This is a genomic window from Acidaminococcus sp. (genome assembly GCF_050873445.1).
In the GTDB taxonomy this organism is placed as follows: domain Bacteria; phylum Bacillota; class Negativicutes; order Acidaminococcales; family Acidaminococcaceae; genus Acidaminococcus.
The window spans coordinates 1-14,956 of the sequence record NZ_JBNMIU010000052.1 but is presented as its reverse complement, the minus strand read 5'-3'; the positions used below and the strand labels follow the sequence as shown (position 1 = coordinate 14,956).

General features: G+C 50.6%; 23 protein-coding genes. 19 read left to right on the top strand and 4 right to left on the bottom strand.

The genetic code is table 11. The features are described 5' to 3' along the window. Positions 1-738 precede the first annotated feature (738 nt). Positions 739-1,557, bottom strand: coding sequence for a tyrosine-type recombinase/integrase (locus ACR0QW_RS08980; RefSeq protein WP_432643358.1), 819 nt, complete (start codon positions 1,555-1,557; stop codon positions 739-741). Between the two features lie 42 nt (positions 1,558-1,599). Here ACR0QW_RS08980 and ACR0QW_RS08975 point away from each other — a divergent pair, with 42 nt between their 5' ends. The 7 genes from ACR0QW_RS08975 (at position 1,600) to ACR0QW_RS08945 (ending at position 3,789) form a co-directional block, all read left to right on the top strand. Then, on the top strand, positions 1,600-1,725 hold the full coding sequence (locus tag ACR0QW_RS08975) for a hypothetical protein (RefSeq protein ID WP_432643357.1): 126 nt from the start codon (positions 1,600-1,602) through the stop codon (positions 1,723-1,725). A 75-nt stretch (positions 1,726-1,800) separates the two neighbouring features. Next, a complete protein-coding gene (locus tag ACR0QW_RS08970) occupies positions 1,801-2,241 on the top strand; it encodes a hypothetical protein (RefSeq protein WP_432643356.1) in 441 nt (146 codons plus the stop codon). A 1-nt stretch (position 2,242) separates the two neighbouring features. Next, positions 2,243-2,383 carry a hypothetical protein gene (locus ACR0QW_RS08965; RefSeq protein WP_432643355.1) on the top strand — a complete coding sequence of 47 codons (141 nt, stop codon included), beginning with the start codon at positions 2,243-2,245 and terminating at the stop codon, positions 2,381-2,383. Positions 2,384-2,386: 3 nt separating this feature from the next. Then, positions 2,387-2,728: a hypothetical protein gene (locus tag ACR0QW_RS08960; RefSeq protein WP_432643354.1), complete on the top strand. Its 342-nt coding sequence runs from the start codon at positions 2,387-2,389 to the stop codon at positions 2,726-2,728. Continuing rightward, positions 2,728-2,901 (top strand): hypothetical protein, encoded by a 174-nt coding sequence (locus ACR0QW_RS08955; RefSeq protein WP_432643353.1) that lies wholly within the window; start codon positions 2,728-2,730, stop codon positions 2,899-2,901. The genes ACR0QW_RS08960 and ACR0QW_RS08955 overlap by 1 nt, the downstream gene beginning before the upstream one ends. Then, entirely contained in the window at positions 2,901-3,479 is a 579-nt protein-coding gene (locus ACR0QW_RS08950; RefSeq protein ID WP_432643352.1) for a GH25 family lysozyme, read from the top strand. Before ACR0QW_RS08955 ends, ACR0QW_RS08950 begins: the two co-directional genes overlap by 1 nt. 10 nt (positions 3,480-3,489) lie before the next feature. Beyond that, entirely contained in the window at positions 3,490-3,789 is a 300-nt protein-coding gene (locus ACR0QW_RS08945; RefSeq protein WP_432643351.1) for a hypothetical protein, read from the top strand. 50 nt (positions 3,790-3,839) lie between these two features. Here ACR0QW_RS08945 and ACR0QW_RS08940 read toward each other — a convergent pair whose 3' ends face one another. Continuing rightward, entirely contained in the window at positions 3,840-4,694 is an 855-nt protein-coding gene (locus tag ACR0QW_RS08940) for a Rha family transcriptional regulator (RefSeq protein ID WP_432643350.1), read from the bottom strand. A gap of 426 nt (positions 4,695-5,120) precedes the next feature. On the opposite strand from ACR0QW_RS08940, the gene ACR0QW_RS08935 reads away from it, so the two are divergent. From ACR0QW_RS08935 to smpB, 9 genes are all read left to right on the top strand, one after another. After that, complete coding sequence (locus ACR0QW_RS08935; RefSeq protein ID WP_432643349.1) at positions 5,121-5,243, top strand: hypothetical protein; 123 nt, start codon at positions 5,121-5,123, stop codon at positions 5,241-5,243. A 171-nt stretch (positions 5,244-5,414) separates the two neighbouring features. Then, positions 5,415-5,678 carry a helix-turn-helix domain-containing protein gene (locus tag ACR0QW_RS08930; RefSeq protein WP_432643348.1) on the top strand — a complete coding sequence of 88 codons (264 nt, stop codon included), beginning with the start codon at positions 5,415-5,417 and terminating at the stop codon, positions 5,676-5,678. A gap of 51 nt (positions 5,679-5,729) precedes the next feature. After that, the gene (locus ACR0QW_RS08925) at positions 5,730-6,110 is read left to right on the top strand and encodes a hypothetical protein (RefSeq protein WP_432643347.1); all 381 of its coding nucleotides are present in this window, start codon (positions 5,730-5,732) and stop codon (positions 6,108-6,110) included. A gap of 189 nt (positions 6,111-6,299) precedes the next feature. Continuing rightward, complete coding sequence (locus tag ACR0QW_RS08920) at positions 6,300-6,968, top strand: helix-turn-helix domain-containing protein (RefSeq protein WP_432643346.1); 669 nt, start codon at positions 6,300-6,302, stop codon at positions 6,966-6,968. A 217-nt stretch (positions 6,969-7,185) separates the two neighbouring features. Then, on the top strand, positions 7,186-7,410 hold the full coding sequence (gene secG, locus ACR0QW_RS08915) for a preprotein translocase subunit SecG (RefSeq protein ID WP_432643345.1): 225 nt from the start codon (positions 7,186-7,188) through the stop codon (positions 7,408-7,410). 124 nt (positions 7,411-7,534) lie between these two features. After that, positions 7,535-8,281 (top strand): alpha/beta hydrolase, encoded by a 747-nt coding sequence (locus ACR0QW_RS08910; RefSeq protein WP_432643344.1) that lies wholly within the window; start codon positions 7,535-7,537, stop codon positions 8,279-8,281. Between the two features lie 7 nt (positions 8,282-8,288). Continuing rightward, positions 8,289-8,690 carry a PaaI family thioesterase gene (locus ACR0QW_RS08905; RefSeq protein ID WP_432643343.1) on the top strand — a complete coding sequence of 134 codons (402 nt, stop codon included), beginning with the start codon at positions 8,289-8,291 and terminating at the stop codon, positions 8,688-8,690. After that, positions 8,687-11,164, top strand: coding sequence for a ribonuclease R (gene rnr, locus ACR0QW_RS08900; RefSeq protein WP_432643342.1), 2,478 nt, complete (start codon positions 8,687-8,689; stop codon positions 11,162-11,164). The genes ACR0QW_RS08905 and rnr overlap by 4 nt, the downstream gene beginning before the upstream one ends. After that, positions 11,115-11,579: an SsrA-binding protein SmpB gene (gene smpB, locus ACR0QW_RS08895; RefSeq protein WP_432643341.1), complete on the top strand. Its 465-nt coding sequence runs from the start codon at positions 11,115-11,117 to the stop codon at positions 11,577-11,579. The genes rnr and smpB overlap by 50 nt, the downstream gene beginning before the upstream one ends. 233 nt (positions 11,580-11,812) lie before the next feature. On the opposite strand, the gene ACR0QW_RS08890 is transcribed toward smpB, so the two are convergent. Then, the gene (locus ACR0QW_RS08890) at positions 11,813-12,244 is read right to left on the bottom strand and encodes an EamA family transporter (RefSeq protein ID WP_432643340.1); all 432 of its coding nucleotides are present in this window, start codon (positions 12,242-12,244) and stop codon (positions 11,813-11,815) included. After that, the gene (locus tag ACR0QW_RS08885; RefSeq protein WP_432643339.1) at positions 12,241-12,666 is read right to left on the bottom strand and encodes a GNAT family N-acetyltransferase; all 426 of its coding nucleotides are present in this window, start codon (positions 12,664-12,666) and stop codon (positions 12,241-12,243) included. Before ACR0QW_RS08885 ends, ACR0QW_RS08890 begins: the two co-directional genes overlap by 4 nt. A 195-nt stretch (positions 12,667-12,861) precedes the next feature. Between ACR0QW_RS08885 and ACR0QW_RS08880 the strand changes: the two genes are divergently transcribed. The 3 genes from ACR0QW_RS08880 (at position 12,862) to radA (ending at position 14,927) form a co-directional block, all read left to right on the top strand. Beyond that, a complete protein-coding gene (locus ACR0QW_RS08880) occupies positions 12,862-13,035 on the top strand; it encodes a hypothetical protein (RefSeq protein ID WP_432643338.1) in 174 nt (57 codons plus the stop codon). A gap of 65 nt (positions 13,036-13,100) precedes the next feature. Continuing rightward, positions 13,101-13,547 carry a CtsR family transcriptional regulator gene (locus ACR0QW_RS08875; protein WP_432643337.1) on the top strand — a complete coding sequence of 149 codons (447 nt, stop codon included), beginning with the start codon at positions 13,101-13,103 and terminating at the stop codon, positions 13,545-13,547. Beyond that, positions 13,548-14,927, top strand: a complete 1,380-nt coding sequence (gene radA / locus ACR0QW_RS08870; RefSeq protein WP_432643336.1) for a DNA repair protein RadA — start codon at positions 13,548-13,550, stop codon at positions 14,925-14,927. Positions 14,928-14,956 lie beyond the last annotated feature (29 nt).

The following is a 14,956-nucleotide window of genomic DNA, read 5'->3' as shown; positions in this document are numbered from 1 at the left end:
TGAATTTCACAAGTTCCGATTAAATCAAATGGGGCATCAGGTGGAGCATCGGTGCTGGCTAGTAATTGGTAAACTGTACTGAATGAAATAGGGAATAGTATTGTATATCTAGATTCGCCTTTATCAGGCTTTCCCCACTGTGCCTGCGTCTACCTGCAGATAGCAATCCAGCGAAACCAGGAATTTGAAGAAGTGCCCCCAGTGCTATTGCGCCCATAGATGGTTAAACTGGGCACGTAAAAAGAGTAATATACAGGATTGCTCCCACCATCACTGACTACACCATTTATGGTTTGTGCATGAATGGGAAGAACAATAACGCAATTCCCACTGGTGTTGGTGGTATTAGATCCCCACTGTTTATTGGAACCCAGCTAAAACATAGAAAACCGTAGGAGATGATTCAGTGCTTGTCCGGAAGAAAATTTGCTGATTTGTATCTAAATCTGACAGTCTCATAACGGTTTTTGAGTAGTTAGCATCGGAAGCAGTGTTCGAGCCAATACCAATTGCAACTAATACACGGCAAGAAATTGGCAATTGTGCTATGGCACAGTAGCCTGATGGGGCTTTACTTTCTCCCCACTGTTTACCTGCAGATTGCCACAAAACACAAGGACTCGATGGATGCTTTATCATCAGGCAGATAATCCAGTATCACCAGTAACAAGCGCCGTATGCATCAGCTCAGCTTCTTCGGGCGGATCTGCCGGGTACTAGTAACACGCTAGTAGCATGTTACGGCAGCAGTTCAATGCATTTCCGGAGCTGCCTTAGTCCTTTATGAGTGTACACCCGCTCTGTTATATCACCTCCAGCGTGTCCCAGGATACGACGCTTTGCTGTCTCATTGGCGCCGGCGTTGTCCAGGAGCGTGGCTACGGTGTGGCGGCAGTCGTGGGTAGTGTGGTTACCACCGATAAGCCCCATCACCTTATCCCATACAGTGCTGTACCTGCCGTAGGTGTACGCCCGGCCGGTGATATCTGCTATAAGGGTATCACCGGGCTGTTGCATCCTGGCAGTGATGAGCGGCAGGATACGGTGATGGATAGGTATGGTACGGATACCTGCCTGGGTCTTGGAGTGAGTGATCCTTATGGTTCCTTGTCTGAGATTCACATCCTTCTTACGGATGGCAAGCATCTCTCCACATCTCATGCCTGTGTAGAGCAGGATCAGTACGGTATCTACGCCGGGTTGATCTACAGCTTTCCAAAGCCGGTTTATCCGCTGTCGGGTAAAGCAGTGATGGGGGCGGACGGGATGATTCTTACCAATCCTCAATAGCGGAGCATATGCCTTTGCGACGGCTTCTGTCTGGAGAGCATATTTTTCGACCAGGCTGATCAGGCTCCGGACTTTTTTCAGGGCTGAGTAGCTAAGCCCGGCCCGCCTCATCCGGTCCAGGATGGACTGGTAATCCTTGTACTTCAGAGTCCCCATGGACTCCTGGGTAATACTGCTGCAGTGCTTATAAGCGTTGGCGTAGCCGTCCAGAGTACTTTGAGATGGCTCTGTATCAGCAGTATGAGCGGCCAGCCATCTTGTATACATCTCTGCAAATGTCGGCTTGTGGCCGGGAAGGGAGGAACGATTGTGAATCTGATTGTAATCGGCGGCAAATACTTCTGCCTCGACTTGTGTTACAAAGTACTCTATCGGGCGCTGATGCCCCTCGTGCGAAATTACAAAGACAAACGGTCTCCGCCGGTTGCCACTTAAATGCTTGACGGACCCATATCCATTGGGCTTTCTCACTTGTATCAACTCCAATCTATTATATAAGGAGAGATTATCATGAGTAATACTAACGTTGCCTATTACATTGCCGGCTTTGATAATAACGGCAAACGTGTGGGCTCCCTGATCTGCGACTTTGACCCGGCAAAGGATGCCGACAAGCTGGCAGATCTCAAAACGCAGGCGCAAGAACTCTTTACTGATGCCGCTATCATCGAGCCTATCACGGCTGCGGATTATAATGCCTACCTGTCCGGTATGATCAGAGGGACTGATGGAAAGCCCATCGCTTATGTAGCGCCTGAACCCACCGATGAAGAGAAGAAAGCAGCCCAAAAGACGGCTCTGAAAACAGAGTACGAAAGCGGAAGAGCAGAACTGCTGGACAGCCTGCAGGCCGCACAGCTGTCCGGGAATGCGGATGCAGTGGCAAGTATCCAGGCAGAGTATAAAGAATTTGCTGAAGCTTATAAAGCTGCTGTAGAGGAGGTTGGTTAAAATGGCATTTTTTAAACTGAAAAAGCGCTGCACGTACTGTGGCACGGCCCTGGACGATAAAGGGGACTGCCCGAATACCACCTGTATCAACCATCAAAGTGAGTCTGCTGCAGAGGGGGATGACTCCAAGAAAGAAGGCTGATCCATGGACTGGGTATCAATCTTTTTGCCAAGCCTGTCCTCAATCCTGAGCGGGGTGCTGATTTGGAAGTTCAAGGCGCTCCAGGCTGCTGGAGAAGCGGAACGCCTTGAAAGGGCCAGAAAACACGAAGCGCTGGTGGATGGAGTCGTCGCAATGCTCCGGGACCGCTTAATCGATGTGATGGATCACTACCTGTCGATTGGCTGGGTGCCGCATCATAAAGCAGAAGCAGTCAATAAAATGTACCTGGCCTATCACGGCCTGGGAGGAAACGACATCGTGACACAGACATATCTGCAGTTTACGACTCTCCCACACGCTGTACCGCAAGGGAGGAACGACTGATGTTTGAATTTGAGAAAATCGACCTGGAAAACATCCTGGTCATCATAGCCCTGTCAGCCAGTCTGATAGTGGCTATTTTTTATGGCCTGGATAACCTGGCTATGAGCATTGTGACCGGCCTGCTGGGGTATATCGGCGGGACTGTCAAAACGGGGAAAGGAGGTGAAAAATAGTGGTAAAGGTAATTGATGTCAGTTACTGGCAGAAAGACATTGACTATGATCTGGTTAAACAGGCCGGAGTCCGTGGTGTGATTGTCAAGATCACCGAAGGTGTTGAGATTGAAGAAACCTGGTGGGGCCATGTGGCGGAAGCGGAAAAGCGTGGACTGAAATGGGGCGTATACTGCTTCAGCCATGCGTCTACACCGGAAGAAGCGGCAGCAGAAGCCAATGAAGTGCTCTATCTTTTGGGCAAACGCATCCCGCCCATGGGCGTGTGGTTTGATTTTGAGTCCCCGGAGTGCCTGAACGCAGATGATCCAACGGGAGTGTGCTCCGCATTTGTGAATGCGATCAACGCCGCCGGCATCCCTTGCGGGATCTATGCCAGCCTTTCCAACCTGGAAGACGCTATCGATGTGTCTGCCCTGGGCGACTACGTGCCATACTGGGTGGCACAGTACAGCAAGCGCTGTGATTTCAAGGACGACTATCCTGACAATGTACTGGCCGGGTGGCAGTACAGCGACAGCCAGAATATCGGGGGAGTTAACGTAGATTTGAATGAGTGGTATCTTGATTTAAATTAGGAGGATCATTATGAGCAAATGGACTGATTTTAGAGACAGCATGGAGGATGCGATGAACCTTGACGGCGTGGTCGCTGGTCTGAAGGATCAGCTGGTATCCAGCCTGACTTCTGACGGTTTTCCCATCATTGAAGAGCTGGCGAATACCTTTGTGGGTAAAATCCAGGAGCAAGCTGCTGCAGAAACCGGATGGTGTAAAGTCCGTGACAGCGTGGTCCTGCCGCTGATCATCAAAGTAGGTCTGTATATGATGAAGGTGGTCCTGGCCGGAAGCACGGCGGAACCGTCTGAAGCATCAAAAGCTGAATAAATAGAAAAGCCCGTAGAGCCAGAAAATATCTGGCTTTACGGGCTTTTTTATTACTTGAGACTGTGGACTTTTTCTTTCAGCTTACAAAGTTCAGAAAAAATGGAAACGCCTATCTCTTGAGCGAGATTAATGACAGCCTCATGCTCGGAAGGCTTCCTTTTGTAATCCGGCAGCTGCTTTAAAATCCCATTCATCGTGAGGCTTTTCTCACTTAAAAACTCCACTGATGCCCGGATGGCAGGAGAATCACAGCTCACATTGTGCTCAACGGGAAGGGCTGCCCAGTCGTTAAGAAGGAAGTACTCATCGAACCGGGGCTTCAATGTTTTATAAAGCCCTGTCAGCTTGAGAAGATGGAGGACAGTCTCCTGTGGGTAAACGATTATCCGGTAAATGCATTTTGGGAGATGATTCTGCTCTATAAAAGCTTTAACTTCTTCAGTGACTAAGAAAAAGTATCTTAATCCTTCTGAATCTGCCCTTGCCTTCAGCACCGAACGGTTGACTCCGGTCAGCTCCTGGAGCTGGGTAGAAGTCATGACGAAGCTTCCATGCCAAGTGAGCCGTTTCAATTGCGTGGTCTGGGGTACAGGCATCGGCTTCTTCAATGCTGCTTCCATTTCATGGAAGCGATTGATATACGTGGCCGTGAACAGAGCACCTTTCTTCCCAGTCATCTTATGGGCGATGAATTCACAGCCCTTCTTCGTGATAAGGTAACATTTTCTGACTTCTCCCTTTGAATCTTTATAGGTAGATTCTTGGAAGAAATCAACCGCCCCAATTTTGGGGGCGTTAAGATACTGCATATAAGTGGAGATGTCCCGCATTAAATGGTCATGCCGTTTGGGCAACATTTTTGCTACCTCACGGCTATCTAGGGTTAACGCTTGTGAATTATTCATGATTAGTCTTTTCCCTTCTTTTGAAAAAGACTACGTCCTATGATATAATATTTCACGAGACGTAGTCTCAGTGATTGATAAGATAACCACTATCTTTTCCAGGGAAGGTGGTTATCTTATTTTTTTTATGTCTGTTCCCAACTTTTTTATTCCTCTACGAATACCTTCTGCGCGTGGTATGTTTTCCTGCAAACAATACGCTTCTAAAATTCGTTCGCATTCAAAATCCAATCGTACATGAATCGGTTTTGACTTGGGATTATCAGTTGGTCTACCTATTTTAGGGCTCATGTAATCACCTCTCTTTCTGTAGCCCGGAATTATTATATATTTTTGGGCTACGTAAGTCAAGCATATTTTATTATAAAAAATCCTTGACAATACACGGTTAAACGAGTATAATATAATTGTAAGGAGGTGATACCATTGGATAAGGAAGATTGGAAGTGGATAATCGGAATCCTGATTCAGATTTTCTTCTTCTGGTACAACCACCGGAAAAAGAAAAAGCCTCGAAAGCGTAAAACCCAGCCAAAGGAAAAACGCTAACAAGGCAAGCGGGTTGGGGCAACAGCCCCACCTGCTCCCATTTTATCATAGAGAGGAGCGTATAGCAATGAGATACTTGTTGTGGACAGTGGCAGTGATTTTCCTGGTGTGTATTTTAAACTGGGACAAAGAAATGGTGAAAGCAGCTATTACAGGAGGTGTGGTGGTGCTATGGGCAAAGGAAATGATCGGTGTGCTTTGGAAGAGGTAATGACGGCAGCAGAGGCTGCCGAGAAATGGGGGCTTAACGCCAGAACCGTCCAGCAGTCCTGCACGGGGTATAAAGGAGCCCTGCCCCGATTCACCGAAGAGGAAGCACGGAAAGCCGGCCGGATCTGGCTGGTGACCAAAGCGGGGATGGAACGGCTTTATGGGCCGGAAGAAAAAAATCCTAAATCCCTGTTGACAAAGTGCGAAATTCGCACTATAATATAATCAAGCAAGGGGGGAGGAAGGAACCCCGGAGAAACAAGGAGGAAATGAAAAATGGCAAGATTTTATGACGCAGAAAAGATTCTGGACATTAACATGTACAGCGTGAGCACCGGAGAAGATTTTGCAGAAGACTTTTTTGAAGATGGTCTTGCAAAGGAAAAATACAATGAAGTGTTGGACGCCTACAGGGTTGACAATGTTGACTACCTGGTAGATTATGCAAAAGATAATGCCGACCCGGAGTACAACCTTGTCTATACGGTTGATGACCGGGCAAACGTTAACAATGACGTCATTGCAAAAGCGGCCGCTGACCTCTATGTAAGAAACGGTCGGAGCGCTGCTGACCGTGACCAACTGAAAAAAGAGTACGATCTCACAAACGAAGAAGTTGATGCTCTTTGCAAAGAGCTAGCTACTTACGAGAAATAAACGGTGAAGAAGAAATGACCACAATTAGAGAAGCACGGCATAAAGCCGGGCTTACACAACAAGCGATGTCAGATCACTTTGGGATAGGGCTCAGGACAATCAAGGACTGGGAGGGGGGTACGCACAACCCTCCCAAGTGGGCAGAAAGGCTCATTATCAAGGAGCTGGAAAGGATGGCCGACGACGACCATGACATCTGACGAACTTGCCCAGCTCCTGGGTGTTACGAGGACGGCCGTCAACGTCCAGCTGCGTAAAGGGCGCATTAAAGGCCATAAAGACAGCAACCGTCACTGGGTCATCGATGAGCCGGATCCAGTGGCAGCCTACAAGGCTCTCCGGATAGAGAGCAAGCATCGGATACCGGTCCGTGTGGGAGATAGGTATGGTTACTGGACTGTGCTGGAGCCGCCTGACTATAAGACCAGGAAAGTCCGTTGTCAGTGCGACTGCGGGCGAGTGAGAAATGTCTTTTTGGTGCAGTTGTATAGAGGGCTATCAACATCTTGCGGGTGCCACCATGTCGACAATCCCACCGACAAACAAAAAGCAGTACGTGCATTTGGACGTGAGGTCCTAGATGCGGTCCATAAACATAGGCTGACCATCAAGTACATTGGGAAAAAGGTCAATAAAAATTCCACTACCGGTCACACTGGTGTAAGTTTTAATAAAAGAGCAAAAAAATATTTTGCCTACATAATGGTAAATCGCCAAAAAATCCATCTGGGATACTACGAGCGCATTGAGGATGCCATAGCGGCCAGGAAAGCAGCTGAGGAAAAGTACTATGTGGATCGCCAGGAAAAAGTAGATGAAATTATTCGAGAGGTGAAAAAATCGACCCTCAACATTTAGCTGCGAACGATTTTATTTTTCATTGCAAGTGATCCATCACAGGACCGGCAGACGGCAAACGAACGGCAAAAATTTGGTGGAAAGTATGGTATACAATGGAAGAAAACACGGCGACCATTGCGTGGCCACCGTGAATTATACTACGGTTTGCAGACTCTGGACAAAATACCTCTGTATGGTCTATAATAATAAAATCTGATAGATGGAGGGAATACCTGTGGCTTTAGATATATTGATGGTTCTTGATGTGATTGTGAGCATCCTGATGGGCCTTTCCATCCTGCTGCAATCCGGTAAGAGCTCTGGCTTTGCAGGCATGGGCGGCGGTGAGACCCTGTTCGGCGGCAAACCCACCGACATGGATGAAGCTCTGTCCCGGTTTACGGTGGTGCTGGGCATTGCTTTTGCTGTAATCAACGTGGTTATCGCCCGGTTGCAGTAATCAACTGAAGAACGTTCACACATGCACAGTGGCATTGCCTTGGAGGGTAATGCCATTTTTGCTATAACCGGCTGGGCGGTGGACAGGATCAGCCGCTGCTTTTACAATGAGGGGAGGGGTGCGGATGAACACGGAAATCATGCCTGGGGCGGAACCCTATGTCTGGCAGGGAACCAATGGAAAGGGTGTACTGCTGATCCATGGTTTCACCGGCAGCCCCTCGGAACTGCGGGAACTGGGAGAGCAGCTCCACCGCAAAGGGTACACCGTGGAAGGAATCCTGCTGGCAGGTCATGGCACCGATCCCCGGAATCTGCTGAAGGTCCGGGCGGAAGAATGGCTGGAGCAGGTACGCCAGGCAGTGCTGGGGCTGCGCCGGAGCTGTGGGACAGTCATGGTGATCGGGATGTCCATGGGCGGCCTGCTGACACTGTACGCCGGAGCGGAACTGCCGGTGGACAAACTGGTGGTCTTGAGTACTCCCATCTACCTGTACGACTGGCGTGTGCATTTCCTGTGGCTGGCGGACCGGCTGCCTTACTGGGCCATTCCCAAGTCTCCCCGAAGAATCGATGCGCCGGAGTGCTACAATGCAGCCTACCGGTGCATGCCCATTGCCGGGGTACACCAGCTGGTAAAACTGCTGCGTCTGGTGAAAAAGCAGGAAATTCCCAAAGTCAGACAGCCTGTCTTGATCATCCAGAGCCGCACGGACCATACAGTGCGGCCGGAAAGCGCTCAGTATATTGCGGACCAGGTGGCCTCAGAGCACAAGAAGCTGCTGTGGGTGCCGGATGCCCGCCATGTGATGACATTATTTACAGGCCGGCAGGCCATTTATGCTGCCATAGAGGCCTTTTTGGAGGAATAGGAAAAATATGGAACGAACGAGAGATACCATGTGCTTTGGCTGCGGCAGGGATAATCCTGTGGGACTGCATCTTCATTTTCGCACCGATGAGGACGGCTGCTATACCAGTTTCGTGCCCCAGCCGGTGCACCAGAGCTATGACGGTCGGATGCACGGGGGACTGATTTCCACCCTGCTGGACGAGACCATGGGCAATTATCCCTATATGTACGAACACAGAGTAGCTTACACAGCCCGGCTGGAAGTGCGCTTTCGGCAGCCGGTGCGCATCGGGGAACGGATCCGGGTTATTACGAAAGTGAAACGGAGGAAAGGACAGCTGCTGGAAATGACGGGACAGGTGGTCCGGGAGGACGGCACCATCGCTGCCGAAGCAGACGGGAAGCTGATGTATGAGGAGAGATCATGACCAATATTGAAATGCAAGAACGGATCCTGGGGTATGTGAAGGAGCATGCGGCGGCTCCTCTGGCGGCAGAGCCCATTTTGAAGGCTTTGCAGCTGGAAGGGGCGGATCTGAAGCTGTTCTGGCTGGAACTGAAGGAACTGGAAGATAACGGTACCCTGATCAAGACCCGGTACAATACCTACGGGCTGCCGGCTGCCATGGGGCTGGTGGTGGGCCGCATCCAGATTACCAGCAAGGGCTTTGGCTTTGTGATCCCGGCAGAAAAGACGGAAGAAGGCGATCTGTTCATCCCGGCCAGCAGCCTGACCGGAGCCATGGACGGAGATACGGTTATTGCCCGGGTCATGGAAAAAGGCTATGACGACCGGAGGGAAGGAAAGGTCATCCGGATTTTGAAACGGGCCCATACCAAGCTGGTGGGGACTTTCAGCAAGGCCGGAGAATTTGCCTTCGTGATCCCAGATAACAAACGGGTAGGACGGGATATCTACGTGCGCCGGAAAGATTTTAACGGAGCGAAGGATAAGGAAAAAGTGGTGGTGGAGATTACCACCTGGCCGGACGAACGGCGGAATGCCGAAGGCAGGATTGTGGAAATCCTGGGCAAACCCGGGGACATCGGTCTGGAAATCCTGTCCATCATCAAGGATAATGACCTGCCCACCAAATTCCCGGATGCTGTCCAGAACGCCGCGGAAAAAGTGGAACAGAAAATCAAAAAGAAGGAGCTGCAGTCCCGGCTGGACCGGCGAAAATGGAACATCATCACCATCGACGGGGTGGATTCCAAGGACCTAGACGATGCCGTGTACGTGGAGAAGCAGGGGGACAACTACTTCCTAGGGGTTTATATCGCCGACGTAAGCTATTATGTGCAGCCCCATTCCGCCCTGGATCAGGAGGCCTACGAACGGGGCACCAGCGTGTACCTGGTGGACCGGGTGCTGCCCATGCTGCCGGTAGAGCTGAGCAACGGCATCTGCAGCCTGAACGAAGGGGAAGACCGGCTGACCATGGCCTGCGAAATGCTCATCGACGGCAAGACCGGACGGACCATCTCCTTTACCATTTCTCCCAGCGTGATCAATAACCATCACCGGATGAACTATCCGGATGTGCGGAGTATTTTGGTGGATCAGGACGAAGCCCTGCGGGAAAAATATGCGGACATCGTACCCATGCTGGAAGACATGGCCGACCTGCAGAAAGTGCTGAACAAGAAACGGCAGCGCCGGGGTGCCATCAACTTTGAACTGCCGGAACAGAAAGTGCTGCTGGATGACCAGAAGCATCCGGTGGCCATCGTGAAGAGGGAACGCTCCGTGGCCGAGATGATGATCGAGGAATTCATGCTGGCCGCCAACGAAACGGTAGCCGGTTTTATGGCCAGGCACAAGCGGCCCTTTATCTACCGGGTCCATGACCTGCCGGATCCGGAAAAGATTCAGAATCTGGCCAAGCTCATGAGCCTGTTCGGGGTCACCCTGAAAGTGGAAGAAAAGATGCGGCCCAAGGATCTGCAGCGGGCTCTGGACAAGGTGGCCGGAAAACCGGAGGAGAAACTGATTTCTACGGTGGCGCTGCGGAGTATGCGCCAGGCTGTGTATCAGACGGAGAATATCGGCCATTTTGGGCTGGCCGCTCACTTCTATACCCATTTTACTTCCCCCATCCGCCGGTATCCGGACCTGATGGTGCACCGCCTGCTGCGGCGTCAGCTGGATGGCGAACGGCTGAGCAGACAGGAAGCGGAAGAACGGACCCAGCGGCTGAGCCTGATCGCTTCCCACTGTTCCGTCCGGGAACGGGCGGCTATTGACGCTGAACGGCAGACCGTGGATTTGAAGATGGCGGAATATATGCTCCAGTTCGTGGGGCAGGAATTTACCGGTACCATTTCGGGGGTCTCCTCTTTCGGGTTCTTTGTGGAACTGGATAACGGGGTGGAAGGTTTGGTGCACGTTTCCAGCCTTACCGACGATTACTATGATTACATCGAGGGCCAGTACGCCCTGATCGGCCAGCATCTGGGCCACCGGTACCGTCTGGGTGACCAGGTGAAGATCCAGGTTCTGTCAGTGGATGTGGAAGAACGGAAAATCGACTTTGTACTGGCAGGGCTTTCCAGGGAAGATGCCGATGCCATGCGCCGGGAACTGGGCCGCCAGAAGAAAACCAAGAGCGGCATTGCCACCGGGAAACTGCGGCATGATACCACCGGACGCAGGGCTCACGAAAGCTCCAGGAAAAGCCGGAACCGGCATCACAGCAAGAGCAGGAAGGACAGGGAACAGAACGCCGTCGGGACGCCGAAGAAACAGGAAGGCGGCCTGAGCCAGCTGGTACCGGAGGGTACCGGAGCCCGGGGCGGCAGCAATACCAGGAAGAATAACCGCCGCCGGCGGAGAAGAAGGGACCGGAAACATGGAAAAAACAGTGAAAATCGCAGCAGAGAATCGCAAAGCAAGGCATGACTATAATATTCACGAGACCTATGAAGCCGGCATCGTGCTTACCGGTACGGAAGTGAAATCCCTGCGGGCGGGCAAGGCCAATTTGAAGGATTCCTATGCGGCCGTGACCAAGACGGCGGAGGTGTATATCTATAATCTGCACATCAGCCCCTATGAGCACGGCAACCGGTTCAACGTGGATCCTCTGCGGGACCGGAAACTTTTGATGCACAAACGGGAAATCCAGAAGCTGATCGGCAAGACCAAAGAAAAAGGGTATACCCTGGTTCCCCTGCAGCTGTATTTCAGCCATGGGCTGGTGAAATGCAAACTGGCACTGGCCACCGGTAAGAAACTCTACGACAAGCGCCAGGATATGGCTGCCAGAGCCGCTAAACGGGACATCGACCGGGCGATGAAGGAGAGAAACAGATAAAGAAGCTGTGAAATCATGGCCCCATGAAAACAAAAAAAGGACTTTCGGCTCACAAGAATCGGAAGTCCTTTTTTCGTGTTTTTGAGGAGTTTACTTTTTCGCAGCCTTTTTTCTTGTCTGTTTGATATTGCGCAGATCCTTTTCCCAGCACCTGTTCGAAATAGTCGCTGCGGAACCGGGTCATCTTGACCGTTGACTGGCTCGGCTGGTTTTGCTATTTCTGAAAGGTCGTTTTATCCGACATTAGCCAAAGCAATCCCGATTAAACATACAGCGATTCCTATCATTTTTGTAAAATGCAGCTCCTCTTGAAAAAATACTGCCCCCATAAATATTAAAATAATTGCAATAAAAATGTTGGCAATGAGTGAACCTTTGCTTATTTCCCACCCATTTTTGTACATGAGCATATAGCCTCCTTCAACCCCAATAATGATTAGTCCCATTATATAATTTGCTATTTTGAGGTTTGACATTTCTTCGTATATGCTCGTCTTTTTAGTAATAAGTAGTAATATAATACTTCCTACCAATGCGCTTCCATAGGTAGCTACTAATGCAGCAAAAGGATTGACTGTTGCTGGCGTATTCTTGCTAATGAGGTGATACATCGTATTTGAAAAAACAACTAAAATTAACGGAGCGATATAATATAAAATATTCATTGGTTCTCTCCAATATCTTTACACATCCATATATGCGGACAGCTTTCGTCAAAATCTATTTCTCCGAAACAAGAGTATCCATATTTTTCATAAAATTTTCTGGCTCTATTCTGTGCATGTAAATAAATTTGTGTTCCACCAATTTGCCTTATTTCGTTTTCTGCCAAAGTCAATAGATACGAGCCAATATTTTGACTACGATATTGTTTGATTACAGCGATACGCCCAATAGTATATTTCCTATATGAGGATTGAAAAAAACGACAAGTTGCTACCGGAATTCCCGTGTCATACAAAACCAAATGCTTTGAAATTTTATCCGTTTCGTCAAATTCGTTTTGAAAACCTTGTTCCTCTACAAAAACTTTCTGCCTAATTTCGTATGCCTCTCTTGGTAATTCACTATAAAGTTTAATATCCATTTTGCCCTCCTTGTAAAAACAAAAGGCATCCAAAAATTAACCTTATAACGCATTACTGCGCCGTACCTACGGTTAATTTTTGAATGCCTAATAAGTACATTTATCCGGTGATAATGTATCAGCAACTATTTGAATAATAATATAGCAGGTGTTTTTGCAGAAGTCAATATTTGAGGGAATAGAGGGCTGCTGTCTATGAAATTCTTATGTGTTACTTTACTGCATATGAGTATTGAAGGCGTGATTGCAGCAATCCTGCTGATGATGGTGCTGATCTACAAAAAAGGTGATGGAGGAGATACTGCTGGTATCAGCTTTTTCCGGATGATCGGACGGTATTTTTCACACCTTCATTTTTTTACTTGCTAAACGTCAAAAAGTCAAATATAATAGAGCATGGGAAATCCTGCCTTTCCCAAGGGAGGTGTTTCATCATGCGAAATATCGCAGATGCAATCGAAGAATTCATTATCAGCGAACTGTTTGCCAACGAACGGGACGCAGTGAGTGTCAAACGGAGCCAGCTGGCGGAGAAACTTTCCTGCGCTCCCAGCCAGATTACGTATACGCTGACGACACGGTTTACTCCGGAACGAGGCTATGAAGTAGAATCCAAACGGGGAAACGGAGGCTTTATCCGGATCATCCGGCTGCATCCGCAGCCAAACGGTGCTGCAGCAGCCCACCCGGCCCTGCCGGCCGCCCAGGAGAACACATCCTCCGGGCAGCTGGTCCATGCGCTGCTCACACATAAACTGGTGACTCTGCGGGAGGCCAAGCTTATGGATTACTTCCTCCAGGTGCTGGGGGACCATATCAGTGAAAAAAATAAGGAACAGCTGATCCGCAATGCATTCCAACTGCTTCAGGAGGAGGAGTAAGTGGCAAAGAAGACCCAGACCCGTTATGTATGCCAGAACTGCGGATATTCCACAGCCAAATGGCTGGGCAAGTGCCCGGAATGCGGCCAGTGGGACACGTTGGTGGAGGAGGTGGCGGCTCCTGCAGGACCCACCCGCCAGCGCCCCAGCTATCTGGCTGTGACGGAGGCGCCCACGCCTAAGACCCTGCGTCAGGTCAACAAGGTGCAGGTGCATCGGCTTTCCACGGGTATCCATGAATTCGACCGGGTGCTGGGGGGCGGCATCGTACCGGGTTCCCTGATCCTGCTGGGCGGGGCGCCGGGCATCGGCAAAAGCACCATTACCCTGGACGTTTCCATGAAGGCAGCGGACCGGGGCGCCAAAGTGCTGTATGTGTCGGGCGAAGAAAGTGAAGCCCAGACTGCCATGCGAGCTGAACGGCTGGGTGAAGCCACGGATGCCCTCCAGATCATGACCGCTACAGAACTGGGGACCATCCTGGTCCAGGCACGCCAGGTGATGCCCAGATTGCTGGTGATCGACTCCATCCAGACCATGTACAACCAGGAACTGGAAACAGCGGCGGGCAGCGTGGGGCAGGTACGGGAATGTACCGCCAAGCTGCTGACCTTTGCCAAGGAAACGGGCATTGCGGTGATCATCATCGGCCACGTGACCAAGGAAGGGAATATCGCCGGGCCCCGGCTGCTGGAGCATATGGTGGATGTGGTGCTCCAGTTCGAAGGAGACCGGTCCTACACCTATCGGGTATTGCGGGCCCTGAAGAACCGGTTCGGTTCCACCAGTGAATGCGGAATCTTTTCCATGGAGGAGGCCGGTCTGAAAGAAGTGGCCAATCCTTCCGGATTGTTCCTGGAGGCAAAGGAGTCTCCGGTACCCGGGTCGGTGATTACGGCTGTCATGGAAGGGAATAGGCCTATTTTGACGGAAATCCAGGCCCTGGTGGCCCATACTCCTTTTGGCCTGCCTCGCAGGACTGTGGTGGGGGTGGATTTTAACCGGGTGAACATGCTGCTGGCGGTGCTGGAAAAGCGCTGCGGCATGAACTTCGGGGATCAGGATGCCTATGTGGCGGCCGTAGGCGGTATGAAGGTGAAAGAACCGGCAGCCGACCTGGCCATATTGGGTGCCCTGGTATCCAGTTACCGGAACCGGGCTGTGCCCATGGGCGTGCTGGCCATCGGTGAAGTGGGACTGACCGGGGAACTGCGCCGGGTTGGGCTGGTGGATCGCCGGATCAGAGAGGCGGTACAGCTGGGTTTTCACCGGTTCGTGGTTCCCAGGGGCAGCTTCCCCAATGGAAAAGAACCGAAAAACGTGACCGTCGTCCAGGTGCGGACGGTGGAAGAAGCGGTTGCTGAAATGTACAGAGAATAATGGCCGGGAATCATGGACCGAAAGGAGGG